The following is a 15,153-nucleotide window of genomic DNA, read 5'->3' as shown; positions in this document are numbered from 1 at the left end:
CCGCCCGGGAACGATCAACCTTTGTAGGAGCCGGCTTGCCGGCGATGGCGTCCTTAAGATCGCCATCGCCGGCAAGCCGGCTCCTACGGGTTTAGGTGCATAGCGCGACCTTTGTATATTTCGGCCATCGCGCGGATTTGCGCATTGTTAGCCGCCTCCAACGCCTTCTGCGCCGTGCGCAGAAACTTCAAATTCCCGCCCGCCAACGCCTCTCGCAACCACTCCAGCGCCGCTTCGATTTGACCTCTGTCAGCCAACACCGCCGCATAGCTGAACTGCCCGCGAAAATCCCCGGCTTCGGCGGAGCGTCGATACCATTCCACGGCGGCATCCAAATCTCTTGGGCAGCATTGTCCGTCTTCCAGATAACGCCCCAACAGGTTCATCGACTTGGCATGGCCTTGTTCCGCAGCCTGGCGATATAGGCTCAGGGCTTGCGGTTGGTCCTCGGTAACACCGCGCCCGGTCGCCAGCAGATTGGCGTAGTTGTATTGCGCCCAATCCAAACCGGCCTCGGCGGCCAAACGGTATTCTCGCGCCGCTGCCGCTTCATCCGCCGCACAACCCCAACCATGCTCCAAACAGCGACCGGCCATATTGCGCGCCATCAAGTGCCCGCCCTGCGCCGCAATCTGGAACCAGCGCAGCGCCAAGGCTTCATCGCGCTCAATGCCACGCCCTTCCAGCAGGATTTGGCCGAGCAGCGCCTGGGCATCCACCACGCCTGCCTTGGCCGCGATCAGGATGGCCTGGGCTGCACGCACCGGGGAGTCGTCGAGCATGGATTGGAGTTGTTCGACGTTGAGTACTTCTTCACGACGTAACAAAAAACCCATGTCAGACCTCGACCCAGCGGCGCAACAGGTTGTGGTAGGTGCCGGTGAGCTGGATCAGCGCGGGGTGGTCGGGCACGTCTGCGCTCAGTTGCTGGATCGCGCCGTCCATTTCGAACAGCAGGGTGCGCTGGCTGTCTTCGCGCACCAGGCTTTGGGTCCAGAAGAAAGAGGCGTAGCGCGCGCCGCGAGTCACCGCGCTGACTTTGTGCAAGCTGGAACCGGGGTACAGCACCATGTCGCCGGCCGGTAACTTCACGCGCTGCAGGCCGAAGGTGTCCTGGATTTCCAGTTCGCCGCCGTCGTACTCATCGGGGTCGCTGAAAAACACGGTGGATGACAAATCAGTGCGCACGCGCTCGTGGCTGCCTTTGGGCTGGCGTACGGCGTTGTCGATGTGAAAATCGAAACTGCCACCAGCGGTGTAGCAGTTGAGCAACGGCGGGAAGACCTTGTGCGGTAACGCCGCCGACATAAACAGCGGGTTCTGCCACAAACGCTCGAGCATCGCTGCGCCGATTTCCTTGGCCAGCGGGTGGCCTTCGGGCAATTGCAGGTTGTGTTTGGCCTTGGCGGACTGGTGCCCGGCGGTGATTTTACCGTCGGCCCAATCGGCAGTTTCCAGGGCTTGGCGGATGCGCTGCACTTCCTCACGAGAGAACAGGCCGGGGATGTGCAGCAGCATGGGCAATACCTGAATTCGGAGAGATGCCAATGGTATTGATTCTTATCCGCCCTGTAAAACGCAGCAGACGTATGAGTTCGTAAAAACCGTAAGCAAAAAGTGTAAAGAATGTAAATTCAGTGCAATTAGCAATGTATCGCAATTGATAGAAATACTTGTTAACACTATATTCCGCGGCCTCACATCCTTGGGGAAAGGACACGTCATGTCGCGCACCACTACAAAAATACCTGCCAGTTCACCACGCATGCTGGCTTCGGCCATCGGCGTTGCCCTCAGCGCCAGCTCTGTCGCCCATCTGGCGCAGGCTGCCGAAGACACTGAACAAAAAGGCCAGCGCAACAGCATCTCCCTCGGCGCCACCAGCATTACTGGCGAAGAACAGGACAACACCTCCTACCAGGTCGAAAAAGCCTCGTCGCAGAAATACACCGCGCCGCTGGTCGACACGCCGCGCTCGGTCACCGTGGTGCCGCAACAAGTGCTCAAGGACACCGCCGCCACCTCGCTGCAGGACGCCTTGCGCACCGTACCGGGCATCACGTTTGGTGCCGGCGAGGGCGGCAACCCCCAGGGCGACCGTCCGTTCATCCGTGGTTTTGACGCCCAAGGCGACACCTACCTGGACGGTGTGCGCGACACGGGCGGCCAGAGCCGCGAGATCTTTGACATCGAGTCGATCGAAGTCAGCAAAGGCCCGAACTCTGCGTTCGGCGGTCGTGGTTCGGCCGGTGGCAGCCTCAACCTGGTGAGCAAGACCCCACAAGCGCGGGACTTCACCAACGGCGGCTTCACCTACGGTTCCGATCAGACTCGCCGCTATGTACTCGACGTGAACCGTCAGTTCCTCGACGACAGCGCCGCGTTCCGCCTGAACCTGATGAGCCACGAACAGAACGTGGCCGGTCGCGATGCGGTGAATTACGACCGCTGGGGTGTCGCCCCGTCGCTGACCTTTGGCCTGGGTACCCCGACCCGCGTCAACCTCAGCTACTACCACCTGGAAAGCAATGACCTGCCGGACTCGGGGATTCCCTACGGTTACGGCTCGTCGACCGCGACGGCCCATGTGCATGACAAGCCCAACGACGGCGGCGACAGCAACAACTTCTACGGCCTCAAGGATCGCGACTTCCGCAAGACCCGCGCCGATATCAGCACGTTCTCCATCGAGCACGACCTGAACGACACCATGACGCTGAAAAACACCCTGCGTCACGGCAGCACCGGGCAGGATTACATCCTGACGCAGCCGGACGACAGCAAATTCAACGTCAACCGGTTCGGCACCGTGTGGCGTCGCGCCAACAGCCGGGTCTCGACCACAACCACTACCACCAACCAGACCGACCTGTTCGGCAGCTTCCAGGCCCTGGGCTTCAAGCACAGCTACTCCACCGGCCTGGAATTCACCGGTGAAGAAACCCGCGTCAGCAGCTACACCATCAGCCCCAACGCCAACCCGATCTGTACCGTGGCCAAAGGCAGCCTGGGCGGCCAGTGCACCTCCCTGAGCAACCCGAACCCGGATGACGCCTGGACCGGCAGCATCGCGCGCAACTATTACGGCACCACCACCAAGGCCACCAGCCGTGGCGCCTACGTGTTCGACACCATTGAGCTGGACCCGAAATGGTTGCTGAACGTCGGCCTGCGCTACGACACCTTTGACACCGTTGCCAACACCGATTCCGCGACCGGCCGCAGCAAAATCAAAGAAGACAGCCAATTCTTCAACTGGCAGGCCGGCCTGGTCTGGAAGCCGGTCGAAAACGCCAGCATCTATGCGTCCTATGCCACGTCGGCGACGCCAGCCGGCGGCCTGGTCGGTGAAGGTTCGGACGGCAACCCACTGTCAGCCGGCGCCGCCACCAGCGACCTGCAGCCGGAAGAAACCGTCAACTACGAACTGGGCACCAAGTGGGATCTGTTCCATGATCGCCTATCCCTGACCGCTGCGGTGTTCCGTACCGAGAAGAAAAACACGCGCATCCTGGTCGATGCCCTGACCTATCAGAACGCCGGTGAGTCCCAAGTCGACGGCGTGGAATTGTCGGCCAGCGGCAAGATCACCGACCAATGGCAGGTGTTCGCCGGCTACAGCTACCTCGACAGCGAGTTGGTCAAATCCGGCCTGAACGGTCGCAACGGCGTGGTCAGTTCGGGTTCGAACAAAGGCAATCAAATGCCCAACACGCCGAAGAACACCTTCAGCCTGTGGACCACCTACGACGTCACCTCCAAGCTCACCATCGGTGGCGGCGCGTTCTACGTCGACCAGGTTTATGGCGATGCGGGCAACACCGTTTATGTACCGTCCTATACCCGTTACGACGCCATGGCCAGTTACAAGCTGACCAAGAACGTCGACTTGCAATTGAACGTGCAAAACCTGACGGACAAGCTGTATTACGACAAGGCCTTCTCGACACACTTCGCCAACCAGGCGGCCGGTCGCACGGCGCTGTTGACCACCAGCTTCCACTTCTAAGCAGCAACACCACGCAGTAAAAAGCCCCACGCATCGGATGCGTGGGGCTTTTGCGTGTCAAACAGAATGTTTCTCGACAAGCCACGGCATAATGCGCGCCGTGCCCTACATATCCGGATAAACGAGGCGGTCAGACGTGTTGAAGAAAACCCTATTCCAGTTGCACTGGTTCTTCGGCATTACCGCCGGGCTGGTGCTGGCCTTGATGGGGATCACCGGGGCTGCGGTCTCGTTTCAGGATGAAATACTGCGGGCGCTCAACCCCAGCGTACTGACCGTGGGAAAACGCGAAGCCGGCGTCCTGCCGCCCGCCGAGCTGGTGCGCAAGCTGGAAGCCACCGAAGGCCAGACCGTGGCCATGCTGTTCGTGGAGAGCGAGAGCGGCAACGCCGCCCGCGTGTTCTTCACCCCGCCACCCGGTGAACGCCGTGGGCAATTGCGCTATTTCGACCCCTACACCGGCGACTACATGGGCGACGTGGTCGGCCAGGAGGTTTTCGGCTTCCTGCTGCAATTTCACCGTTTCCTGGTGATGGGCGATACCGGGCGCAATATCACCGGCGCCTGCACACTGATCCTGGTGTTCTTCTGCCTGTCCGGTATCTACCTGCGCTGGCCGCGCCAAGTGGCAAGCTGGCGTGCCTGGCTGACCCTGGACTGGCGCAAAAAGGGCCGCGCCTTCAACTGGGACCTGCACTCGGTATTCGGCACCTGGTGCTTGCTGGCCTATCTGCTGTCGGCGCTGACCGGACTGTATTGGTCCTACGACTGGTACAGCCAGGGCCTGACCAAGCTGCTGTCCGACGCCCCACAGAATGAACGGGTGCGCAAACGCGGCCCGGCCCCCGAAGGCCCGGCGCCCGTAGCCAATTACGATGCGATCTGGAGCAGCATCTACAGCAACGCCGGCCCAGGCTTGAGTGCTTACAACATCCGCATGCCGGCCGTCGCCGGGCAACCGGCCACCGTCTACTACCTGCTGGACGATTCGCCCCATGACCGCGCGCTGAACCAGATCAACCTGGACCCGGCGACCGGCGAGGTGAAATCCCATGACCGCTACGCCAGCAAGACCTTCGGCTCACAACTGCTGACCAGCGTCTACGCGCTGCACACCGGCAGTTACTTTGGCCTGGCGGGGCGGATCATCCTCACGCTCAGCTCGGTGCTGATGCCGCTGTTCTTCATCACCGGTTGGCTGCTTTACCTGGACCGTCGTCGCAAGAAACGCCAGGTGCGTGACGCGCGTAAAGGCCTCTCGGCCAACGCCAGCGATGCGCCAGCCTGGCTGATCGGCTTCGCCAGCCAGAGCGGTTTTGCCGAGCAGCTTGCGTGGCAAACAGCAGGCCAATTGCAGGCGGCTGGTTTGCCGGTGAAGGTGCAGTCCCTGGGCAGCGTCAGCCAGGATGATCTGCGCCAGTCGGAAAATGCGCTGTTCGTGGTCAGCACCTTCGGCGACGGTGAAGCGCCCGACAGTGCCCGCGGTTTCGAGCGCAGTGTGCTCGGCCAAGACCTGTCCCTGAAAGGTTTGAACTACTCGGTCCTGGCCCTGGGCGACCGTCAATACGAACACTTCTGCGGCTTTGCACGCCGCCTGCACTTCTGGCTGACCAACCAGGGCGGCAACGCACTGTTTGCCCCGGTGGAAGTCGACAGCGGCGACACCACCGCCCTGCTGCACTGGCAACAACAACTGGGCCAGCTGACAGGCCACGCCCCGGCGGCCGCTTGGCCGACCGCCCAGTACGAAAACTGGACGCTGAGCCAACGCTCCCTGCTTAACCGCGACAGCGCGGGCTCGGATGTTTATTTGCTGGGCCTCACCTCGCCTTCACCGCAAAGCTGGCAGGCCGGCGACCTGGTGGAAGTATTGCCGCGCAACTGCCCCTGGGCCATCGAGCACTTCCTCGAAGGCCTGGGCCTGGCCGGCAGTGACGGCGTGCTGATCGACGGCATGGTGCACACCCTCGATCAAGCCCTGGCCACTCGCCAATTGCCGACGCATCGCGCCCACCTGGTCGGCCTGCATGCCCAGGCGCTGGTGGACGCGCTGGTACCGCTGGGCATGCGCGAATACTCCATCGCCTCGATTGCCAGCGATGGCGTACTCGAATTGATCGTGCGCCAGGAACGCCACCCCGACGGTAGCCTGGGTCTCGGTTCAGGCTGGCTCACCGAACATGCCGCCCTCGGCTCAAGCATCAGCCTGCGCCTGCGCCGCAACAGTGGCTTCCATCTACCAGATGTACCCGTGCCACTGATCCTGCTGGGCAACGGCACCGGCCTGGCCGGCCTGCGCAGCTTGCTCAAGGCGCGCATTGCCGATGGTCAGCAGCGCAACTGGCTGCTGTTCGGTGAACGCAATATCAAGCACGACTTCCTCTGTCAGGACGAGCTGCAAGGCTGGCTAGCCAGTGGTGACCTGGCGTTGCTGGACCTGGCTTTTTCCCGCGATCAGGAGGAAAAAATCTACGTGCAGGATCGTCTGCGCGAGTCCGCCGAGGTGCTGCGTAGATGGCTAAGCGACGGCGCGGCGATTTATGTGTGCGGGAGTTTGCAGGGAATGGCGGCTGGAGTGGACCAGGCGCTGGTGGACATCCTCGGCAGTGAGGCCGTGGAGCGCTTGATCGAGCAAGGCCGCTACCGGCGCGATGTCTACTGACCTTCCCCCTTTACTGCAGGAGCCGGCTTGCCGGCTCCTGCAGGGAGCGGGATTTAGGCGGGTTGTAGCTTTTGTTCGAACACTGAGACACCATCCAGGTCGCGCAGGATTACGGTCAACTCCGCCGTCTGCCCATCAATCTGCACCTCACCAAAAAACTGAAAACCCGCGAACGGCGAGGTGTTCTGTGCCGGCGGAGCCTTCTCGAACACCACTTCGGGGCCAAAGGTTTTATCCAGTGGGTTGGGCCCGAAACTCCCCGCATTCAACGGCCCGGCGACAAACTCCCAGAACGGCTCGAAATCCTGGAACGCCGCGCGATCCGGGTGATAGTGGTGCGCGGCGCAGTAGTGCACATCTGCCGTCAGCCACACGTGATTGCGCACCTTGTGCGCCCTTAAAAAGCCCAGCAGTTCGGCAATTTCCAACTCACGTCCTTGCGGTGCGCCTGGGTCACTATTGGCAATCGCTTCCCAACGCGGTACGCCAGGGCTCACTTCACCATCGGGTACACCCAGGCCAATCGGCATGTCAGCCGCGATGACTTTCCACTGCGCCTGCGAACCTTTGAGCTCACGCTTGAGCCAGTCCAATTGCTCGCGGCCGAGGAAGGGTTTTTCACCACCCAGGTTGTCATCGTTCGGTCCGCGATAGCTACGCATGTCCAGCACGAACACATCCAGCAGCGGACCATAACTGAGCTTGCGATAAATCCGTCCGCCGCCGTCGGCGCTCTGCCGGCGCATCGGTGAATATTCCAGCCAGGCCTGGCGCGCACGGCCGACCAAGGTGTTGATGTCCTTGACCTGGTAACGCTCATCCAACTGCTTGCTTGGAGACCAGTTGTTCACCACTTCATGGTCGTCCCACTGCCAGATCTGCGGCACTTCGGCGTTGAAGCGACGGACGTTTTCATCCATCAGGTTGTAGCGGTAATTGCCGCGATACTCATCCAGGGTTTCGGCAACCTTGCTCTTGGCTTCGGTGGTGATGTTGCGCCAGATGCGCCCGTTTTCGACCGTAAGCTGTGCCGGCACCGGACCGTCGGCGTAGATGGTGTCGCCGCTGTGGATAAAGAAATCCGGCAAGCGCAGGCGCATGGCTTCATAGATACGCATGCCGCCAATGTCCGGGTTGATGCCGAAGCCCTGGCCGACGGTGTCGCCGCTCCACACAAAACGGATATCGCGGCGTTGTTGCGGCACGCTGCGCAGGTGGCCAAACCAGGGTTCGCTGGCGATGCCGGTCTGGGCATCTTCGAAGTGCACGCGGTAGAAAATCGCCTGGTCGGCGGGCAGCCCGGTGAGTTCGACGCGGGAGGTAAAGTCGGTGCGGTTATCGGCCAAGGGCGAAACAAATCGACGCGGGTTGCTGAATACGCTGCGGGTGTCCCACTCCACCACCATGCGGGCCGGGCGGTCGCTGCGGCTCCAGATCATGGCGCGATCACCGAGCAGGTCGCCGGACTGCACGCCGTCGGTGAGTTGCGGTCGGTCCTTGACCGAGGCAATCACCGCCGGGGCCAGGCCCGGCAACAACAGGCCGGCGCCGACGGCTTGCATAACGCGGCGGCGGCCAAGATCGAAGTGGCTCATGCAGGTGCCCTCTTGAGTATCAAAAGGGAAACTTAACCACGTCGGGATGAAAGCCAGATGACACCCTCTGTAGGAGCCGGCTTGCCGGCTCCTACAGGGTCAGGCTGGGGCGACGGCCAGCTCTTGCGCTTCGGGGCGTTTGATCAGCGCGTACACCAACCCCGTCAGCAGGCTACCGGCAACGATTGCCAGCAAATACAGCAACGCATGGTTCATCGCGTTCGGGATCACCAGCACCGCCAGCCCGCCGTGGGGCGCTGCCAGTTTGCAACCAAAGTACATCGACAAGGCACCGGCCAACGCGCCACCGGCGATGCTGGCCGGGATCACGCGCAGCGGATCTTTAGCCGCAAAGGGAATCGCACCTTCGGAAATGAACACCATCCCGAGAATGATCGCGGCCTTGCCAGCTTCCCGCTCCGTCTGGGCGAACTTGCGGCGCGCCAGGAACGTGGCGATGCCCATGCCGATGGGCGGCACCATGCCCGCGGCCATCACCGCGGCTATCGGCGCGCCACTGTGCTCGGCGAGCATGCCGACCGAGAACGCGTAGGCGGCCTTGTTGATCGGCCCGCCAAGGTCGACGCACATCATGCCGCCCAACAGAACGCCCAGCAGCACGGCGTTGGCGGTGCCCATGGTGTTGAGGAATCCCGTCAGGCCCACCAGCATCCGCGCCACCGGCGGCCCGACCAGATAGATCATCGCAAGGCCGGTGAACAGGCTCGCCAGCAACGGGATGATCAGGATCGGTTTGAGCGCATCCAGGCTCTGCGGCAGTTGCACCGCGCGGCTGATCAGCTTGACGCAGTAGCCGGCGAGGAAACCGGCGAATATCCCGCCGATGAAGCCTGCACCCAGGGTCGTCGCCAGCAGCCCGCCAATCATGCCGGGGGCCAGGGCGGGACGGTCGGCAATGGAGTAGGCGATATAGCCCGCCAGCAGCGGCACCATCAACATGAAGGCCTGGTTACCCACCGTTTTCAACGCGGCGGCAAGGGTGCCTTGCTCTTCAAACGCCGTGATGCCGAACATGAATGACAAGGCGGTCAACAATCCACCCGCCACCACCATCGGCAACATGAACGACACCCCGGTGAGCAGGTGTTTGTAGACGCCGGTTTTTTCCTTCTTGGCCACGGTACCGCTGGCCGCGCTTTCCACCGAGCCTTCAGCAAGGGCTTTGTTAAGGGTGGCTTCGGATTGCTTGAGGGCAATGCCGGTGCCGCAACGGTAGATCTTCTTGCCGGCGAAGCGCTCGGTGGCGACTTCAATATCGGCGGCCAGCAACACCACGTCTGCATCAGCGATGGACTGCGGGCTCAAGGGTGTACGGGCACCGACCGAGCCTTGGGTCTCGACCTGCAAGTCGTAGCCCAGACGCTTGGCGGTCTGCTGCAAGGCCTCGGCCGCCATGAAGGTGTGGGCGACGCCCGTCGGGCAAGCGGTGATCGCAACAATACGCGGCGCTTTTTTGGCCGCGTGTTCGGTGGCGACATGCACCTGCGCCTCTTCGGCGCCGCGCCGCAATACGGCGTCGACATCCGCCAGCGCCTGGGCCGGCGTGCTCTGGAACACGCGCTTGCCGACAAACCGCTGCATAGCCACCGGGGTGCTGCTGACCAGCAACACCCATTCGGCGTCGTCGATCGTGGCTTGGGACAACTGGCGTTCCGGGCGCTGCACATCCACCACTTCAACGCTGGTGCTCCAGCCCTGGCGCTGTGCGGCGGCGTCCAACAAGCGGGCGCACAGCACACTGGTGACCATGCCGTTCGGGCAGGCGGTAACAATGGCTAACTTCATCACAAACCCTCTTATTGTTCTGTCAGCGCGCGCACGTGGACGCCGCTTTCGAGGCGCGCCAACTGCGCGTGATCGCTGATGCCAAAACCGATCTGCGTCACCGCCATCGCGGCAATCGCCGTGGCGCGGCGCAAGGTTTGCTCCGGCGTATCACCCGTGAGCAGACCGTGGAGCATCCCGGCCAGTAGCGAGTCGCCGGCGCCGACGGTGCTGGCGACCACGACCTTGGGCGGTGTGGCGTGCAACGAAGCGCCTGGGCTGTACCAGCTCACGCCTGCGGCACCGTCGGAAACCACTACGTGTTCCACGCCTTGTTGATGCAATTGGCTGATGGCATCCGGGGCATTACCCAGTGCATCGGCCAGTTCTTCGGTATTGGGTTTGACCAGCCACGGGCCGGCTTTCAAACCGGCGCGCAGCGCTTCGCCGCTGGTGTCCAGGGCGACTTTCAAGCCACAGCGTTTCAACTGTTCCAACAGCGCTTGAAACCACTGCGGGCTAACACCGCGCGGCAAGCTGCCGGCCACCACCACGGCATCAAAGTCGGGGGCAATCTGCGCCAGTTTTTCCAGCAACGCGCTCTGCGCCTGCTCCGTCACCTGCGGCCCCGGTGCATTGATGTCGGTGACCCGGCCATCCTGCTCGGCAATCTTGATATTGCTGCGGGTTTCACCGGTCACGCGGATAAACGCATCAGTAAAACCACGCTGTGCAATCAGCGCTTCGAAGGCCTGCGGGTTGCCGTCGCCGAGGAAGCCGCCCACAGTCAGTTCATGGCCAAGATCGGCCAGCACCTGCGCCACATTCACACCCTTGCCGGCGGCATGGGTCAGCAGGGTTTCGCTGCGATTGACTTCACCCGGTTCCAGGCGCGCCAGGCGTACCGTCAGGTCCAACGCCGGGTTCAGCGTCAGGGTCAGAATCCTTGCCATCTACACGGCCTCCACTAGGGCTCGCACTTCGGCGGGCGAGCCCACCGCCAGTGCTTGTTGCGCCAGGCCCTGGGCCTCGCTCAGACTGAATTCGCGTACACGCGCCTTCACTTCGGGAATGCTGCGAGCCGACACGCTCAGCTCATCAACGCCCAGGCCGATCAGCACCGGCACGGCCAACGGGTCCGCAGCCAGCTCGCCGCACACGCCGACCCATTTGCCATGGGCATGGGCGGCGCGCACGGTGATGTCGATCAGTTGCAACACCGCCGGGTGCAGGCCATCGGCCTGGGCCGACAGGGTCGGGTGGCCACGGTCGATGGCCAGGGTGTACTGGGTCAGGTCGTTGGTGCCGACACTGAAGAAGTCCACCTCCTTGGCCAGCACCGGCGCGAGCAGTGCCGCCGACGGCACTTCGATCATGATGCCCAGTTGCAAGTCCGACACCGGGATCTCCAGGCGCAGGCGCTCGGTCATGTCGCGGGCTGCGCGCCATTCATCGACGCTGCCGACCATGGGAAACATGATGCGCAGCGGGCGGTTATCCGCAGAGCGCAGCAGCGCACGTAACTGCGCTTCCATGATCTGCGGGCGCTGCAGGGTCAGACGAATACCGCGCACGCCGAGGAAGGGGTTTTCTTCCTCGGCGATTGGCCAATACGGCAGCGGTTTGTCGCCGCCGACATCGAGGGTGCGCACCACCAACGGGCGACCGGCGAGGCCGTCGAGGACGCGACGGTATTCGGCTTCCTGGGTGGCCTCGTCCGGCGCTTGCGGGTGGGCCATGAAAATCAGTTCGGTGCGCAGCAAGCCAATGCCTTCGGCGCCCTGCTCCACCGCGCTGGCAACCCCGGCGCTTTCGCCGATATTGGCAAACACCTCCACGGCATGCCCGTCGCGGGTCAGGGCCGGTTCATGGCGCTGCGCCGAGGCGGCTTGCAAGCGTTGTTCGCGGGTGTCGCGCTCGACCGTTGCGCGCTGCAGGGTAGCGGCGTCGGCGTCCACATGCAGGCGGCCGCGCTGGCCATCCAGCAATAACGGCGTACCGGCGGCCAGCAGCAACACCGTCGGACCGGCACCAACCAACGCCGGAATACCCAGCGCACGAGCGACAATGGCGCTGTGGGCCGTCGCGCCGCCACGGGCAGTGAGGATGCCGGCGACGCGCGCCGGGTCCAGGCGCGCCACATCGGACGGACCGACTTCATCCATCACCAGAATGTAAGGTTCGCTCGGCTCCTGGGCGGTTTCGACGCCACACAGTTGCGCCAGCACGCGGCGACCAATGTCACGCAGGTCGGCGGCACGCTCGGCGAGCAAAGCATCCTGCAACGACTCCTGCTGCTTGGCGGCCGCCTCGATCACACTCATCCACGCCGCTTCAGCGCTTTCGCCTTGCTTGAGGCGGGTGTCGACTTCGTCGGTGAGTTCCGGGTCGTCGAGCATTTCCTGATGGGTGATGAAAATCTCGCGGATCGCCTTGGACGGGTTGCGTTCGATCAGGCCTTGGATATCACGACGCACATCACCCAAGGCGCTGTGCAGGCGCTGGCGCTCGATGGCCGAGGATTCGCCACGCAGTGGGTAATCGAAGACCTGCTGAACCTGGATCTGCGCTGGGCCGATGGCAATGCCCGGCGCGGCGGCGATGGCCTGGATCTGGCTGCCGGCCAAGGGTGCGCTGAGCACTGGCTCGAGATCGACGACTTCAGGCTGGATGTTCACAGTCGGCAGCGGCTCGACCTCTTCACCCAGGCCTTCTTCCACCGCCGCCAACAGCGCGGGCAGCGCGTCGCCGGCAATGGTCGGCTCGGCGACAAACTCCAGCACCTGGCCGCGACGCGCACCGAGGCTCAGCAGTTTGCTCAGGCTTTTCACCGACACGGCGCCGACCGGGCCATCGACGATGCGCACTCGGAGGTCGCCCTCAAAATTTTTCGCCAACTGCGCAAGGATCTTCGCCGGGCGCGCATGCAGGCCGTGGGCGTTGGCCAGGGTGATGCGCGCAGTGGGCCAATCTGGAGGCAATTCACCGCCGAGCACTTCAAGCACGGCGCGGCTGCTGGTGGCGCGGCCGAGTTCCTGGCCGCGACCTTCGATCAGCAAGGCACATAGGCGTTCGAGCAACGTCTGGTGGGCTTCGCCCAGGCTGGCCAGGCAGAACAGGCCGTTGAGCGGCTGACCGAGGTAACGCATGGGTTTGTCCGGGGTGACAAACGCCAGCCCTGGGCGCTTGACGGTCTGCTCGCTGTGCAACCACCACAGGCCATCGCCCAGGGGCAGCGCATCCACCTGCTGCAACACCGCGGCGAAACCATTGCTCACACAATCGGCCTGACGTAACAGGCGTGCGCCGCGCCATACCAGCTCTTCGAAATCGTCGGCGGACACGCCCAGGCTGATCATCTGCGCATCCAGCGCCAGTTCCTGCGGCGCACCTTGCAGCAGTTTCAACAGCGCTTCGGCGCTGCCGGCACGGCGCAGGGCCTGGCCCAGATCGGTTTCGCCGAGGGCGCGGGTGAGCAGTTGCAACAGGCGCAGATGTTCGTCGGATTTGGCGGCGATGCCGATGGCCAGGTACACGATCTGGCCATCGCCCCAGTCCACCCCTTCGGGGAACTGCAACAGGCGCACACCGGTGGAGAACACCTGGTCACGGGTTTCGGGGGTGCCGTGGGGGATGGCGATACCTTGGCCAAGGAAGGTCGAGCCTTGGGCTTCACGGGCTTGCAAACCACTGAGGTAACCCTCGGCGACCAGGCCGTCGGCCACCAGTTTTTCAGCGAGCAGGTGCAAGGCAGCAGATTTGTCCACGGCCACCTGGCCCATGGAAATCTGCTCTACAGTGAGCTCAAGCATGCCGTTCTCCTAGTTAGTGCGGTGGCGCACTAGGTATTGTTTTAAACAAACAGTGTAAAGGGTGTTCAAGAATTACTGACTGAGCAGTCAATTGGCAGTAGCCACTCCGTCGCGAACGTCGTAAAAATACGCTGGCTGAAACGTTTAATCTAGATCTTATGGAAGACTACGCGTTAATTGCGCATCCTTGAAGAACCACTCGGCGCTTGAGCCAGGACATTGGTCGTGTACAGGAATCGGTTACGATTGGAGAAAATGTCGGGGCAAGCTCCAGAAAACAAGGAAATCCCGGTTTGAAACTCAGTGATATCGCGCGTCTTGCCGGTGTGTCCGTGACCACCGCCAGCTACGTCATCAATGGCAAGGCTGAACAGCAACGCATCAGCAGTGCCACCGTCGAACGGGTGCGTGCCGTGGTCGAAGCCCATGGCTTTACGCCCAACCCCCAGGCCGCCGGGCTGCGCAGTCGGCACACGCGCACCTTGGGCTTTATCCTGCCCGACCTGGAAAACCCCAGCTATGCGCGCATCGCCAAGCTCTTGGAGCAAGGCGCACGGGCACGCGGTTATCAACTGCTGATCGCCAGCTCCGACGATGACGCCGACAGCGAACGCCAACTGCTGCAACTGTTCCGCGCCCGTCGTTGTGATGCGTTGTTTGTCGCCAGCTGCTTGCCGGCCAGCGATGACAGTTACCGCGAGTTGCAGGCCAAGGGGCTGCCAGTGATCGCTATCGACCGGGTGATGGGCGCAGATCATTTCTGCTCGGTAGTCAGCGACGACCGCCAGGCGTGCCAGCAATTGACCAGCAGCCTGTTGCAACCCCTGCCCAAGCAGATCGTGCTGATCGGCGCTCGGCCCGAGCTAAGCATCAGCCAGGAACGTGCCGCCGGTTTCCGCGAGGCGCTGCGCGGGTTCACCGGCGAAGTGATCGTCGAACACGGCGAAGCCTTCAGTCGCGACTGTGGCCGACAGTTGATGGAGCAACTTCTGCAGCAACTGGGGCATTTGCCTGACGCACTGGTGACCACGTCCTACGTGCTGCTGCAAGGCGTGTTCGACGCACTGCATGATTTCCCGCTCAAATCACGGCCGCTGCGCCTGGGCACCTTTGGTGATACCCAGTTGCTGGATTTCCTGCCGCTGCCGGTCAACGCCATGGCCCAGCAACATCAAATGATCGCCGAGACCGCGCTGCGCCTGGCCCTGGCCGCGGTAGAAGACGAGCAGTACCAACCCGGCGTGCATGCCATCGGCCGGACGTTCAAGCAACGCATTCGCGAGGCTTGAG

The 15,153-nt window shown here is 62.7% G+C and carries 9 protein-coding genes; 3 read left to right on the top strand and 6 right to left on the bottom strand.

The features are described from left to right. Nucleotides 1–83 precede the first annotated feature (83 nt). Both U367_RS0123485 and U367_RS0123480 read right to left on the bottom strand, forming a co-directional pair. Nucleotides 84–836 (bottom strand): tetratricopeptide repeat protein, encoded by a 753-nt coding sequence (locus U367_RS0123485; RefSeq protein ID WP_028618814.1) that lies wholly within the window; start codon nt 834–836, stop codon nt 84–86. Between the two features lies 1 nt (nt 837). Continuing rightward, on the bottom strand, nt 838–1,518 hold the full coding sequence (locus tag U367_RS0123480) for a Fe2+-dependent dioxygenase (protein WP_028618813.1): 681 nt from the start codon (nt 1,516–1,518) through the stop codon (nt 838–840). A gap of 205 nt (nt 1,519–1,723) precedes the next feature. On the opposite strand from U367_RS0123480, the gene U367_RS0123475 reads away from it, so the two are divergent. Both U367_RS0123475 and U367_RS0123470 read left to right on the top strand, forming a co-directional pair. Beyond that, nucleotides 1,724–4,009 (top strand): TonB-dependent receptor, encoded by a 2,286-nt coding sequence (locus tag U367_RS0123475; protein ID WP_028618812.1) that lies wholly within the window; start codon nt 1,724–1,726, stop codon nt 4,007–4,009. 136 nt (nt 4,010–4,145) lie between these two features. Beyond that, on the top strand, nt 4,146–6,671 hold the full coding sequence (locus U367_RS0123470; RefSeq protein WP_028618811.1) for a PepSY domain-containing protein: 2,526 nt from the start codon (nt 4,146–4,148) through the stop codon (nt 6,669–6,671). A 53-nt stretch (nt 6,672–6,724) separates the two neighbouring features. On the opposite strand, the gene U367_RS0123465 is transcribed toward U367_RS0123470, so the two are convergent. The 4 genes from U367_RS0123465 to ptsP form a co-directional block, all read right to left on the bottom strand. Next, the gene (locus tag U367_RS0123465) at nt 6,725–8,266 is read right to left on the bottom strand and encodes an alkaline phosphatase D family protein (RefSeq protein ID WP_028618810.1); all 1,542 of its coding nucleotides are present in this window, start codon (nt 8,264–8,266) and stop codon (nt 6,725–6,727) included. A 99-nt stretch (nt 8,267–8,365) separates the two neighbouring features. Then, nucleotides 8,366–10,072, bottom strand: coding sequence for a PTS fructose-like transporter subunit IIB (locus U367_RS0123460; protein WP_028618809.1), 1,707 nt, complete (start codon nt 10,070–10,072; stop codon nt 8,366–8,368). 11 nt (nt 10,073–10,083) lie between these two features. Next, nucleotides 10,084–11,004: a 1-phosphofructokinase gene (pfkB, locus tag U367_RS0123455; RefSeq protein ID WP_028618808.1), complete on the bottom strand. Its 921-nt coding sequence runs from the start codon at nt 11,002–11,004 to the stop codon at nt 10,084–10,086. Beyond that, a complete protein-coding gene (gene ptsP, locus U367_RS0123450; RefSeq protein ID WP_028618807.1) occupies nt 11,005–13,863 on the bottom strand; it encodes a phosphoenolpyruvate--protein phosphotransferase in 2,859 nt (952 codons plus the stop codon). Between the two features lie 293 nt (nt 13,864–14,156). Here ptsP and cra point away from each other — a divergent pair, with 293 nt between their 5' ends. Then, on the top strand, nt 14,157–15,152 hold the full coding sequence (gene cra, locus U367_RS0123445) for a catabolite repressor/activator (protein WP_028618806.1): 996 nt from the start codon (nt 14,157–14,159) through the stop codon (nt 15,150–15,152). The last annotated feature ends 1 nt before the right edge of the window (nt 15,153 follow it).

The organism is Pseudomonas canadensis (assembly GCF_000503215.1).
Classification (GTDB): Bacteria; Pseudomonadota; Gammaproteobacteria; order Pseudomonadales; family Pseudomonadaceae; genus Aquipseudomonas; species Aquipseudomonas canadensis.
This window is presented reverse-complemented; position numbering and strand designations above follow the sequence as displayed.

Bases quoted from the DNA above. Each gene is read 5' to 3' on its own strand.
- U367_RS0123485 (WP_028618814.1), bottom strand. From the start codon at position 836: ATGGGTTTTTTGTTACGTCGTGAAGAAGTACTCAACGTCGAACAACTC.
- U367_RS0123480 (WP_028618813.1), bottom strand. From the start codon at position 1,518: ATGCTGCTGCACATCCCCGGCCTGTTCTCTCGTGAGGAAGTGCAGCGC.
- U367_RS0123475 (WP_028618812.1), top strand. From the start codon at position 1,724: ATGTCGCGCACCACTACAAAAATACCTGCCAGTTCACCACGCATGCTG.
- U367_RS0123465 (WP_028618810.1), bottom strand. From the start codon at position 8,266: ATGAGCCACTTCGATCTTGGCCGCCGCCGCGTTATGCAAGCCGTCGGC.
- U367_RS0123460 (WP_028618809.1), bottom strand. From the start codon at position 10,072: ATGAAGTTAGCCATTGTTACCGCCTGCCCGAACGGCATGGTCACCAGT.
- pfkB (WP_028618808.1), bottom strand. From the start codon at position 11,004: ATGGCAAGGATTCTGACCCTGACGCTGAACCCGGCGTTGGACCTGACG.
- ptsP (WP_028618807.1), bottom strand. From the start codon at position 13,863: ATGCTTGAGCTCACTGTAGAGCAGATTTCCATGGGCCAGGTGGCCGTG.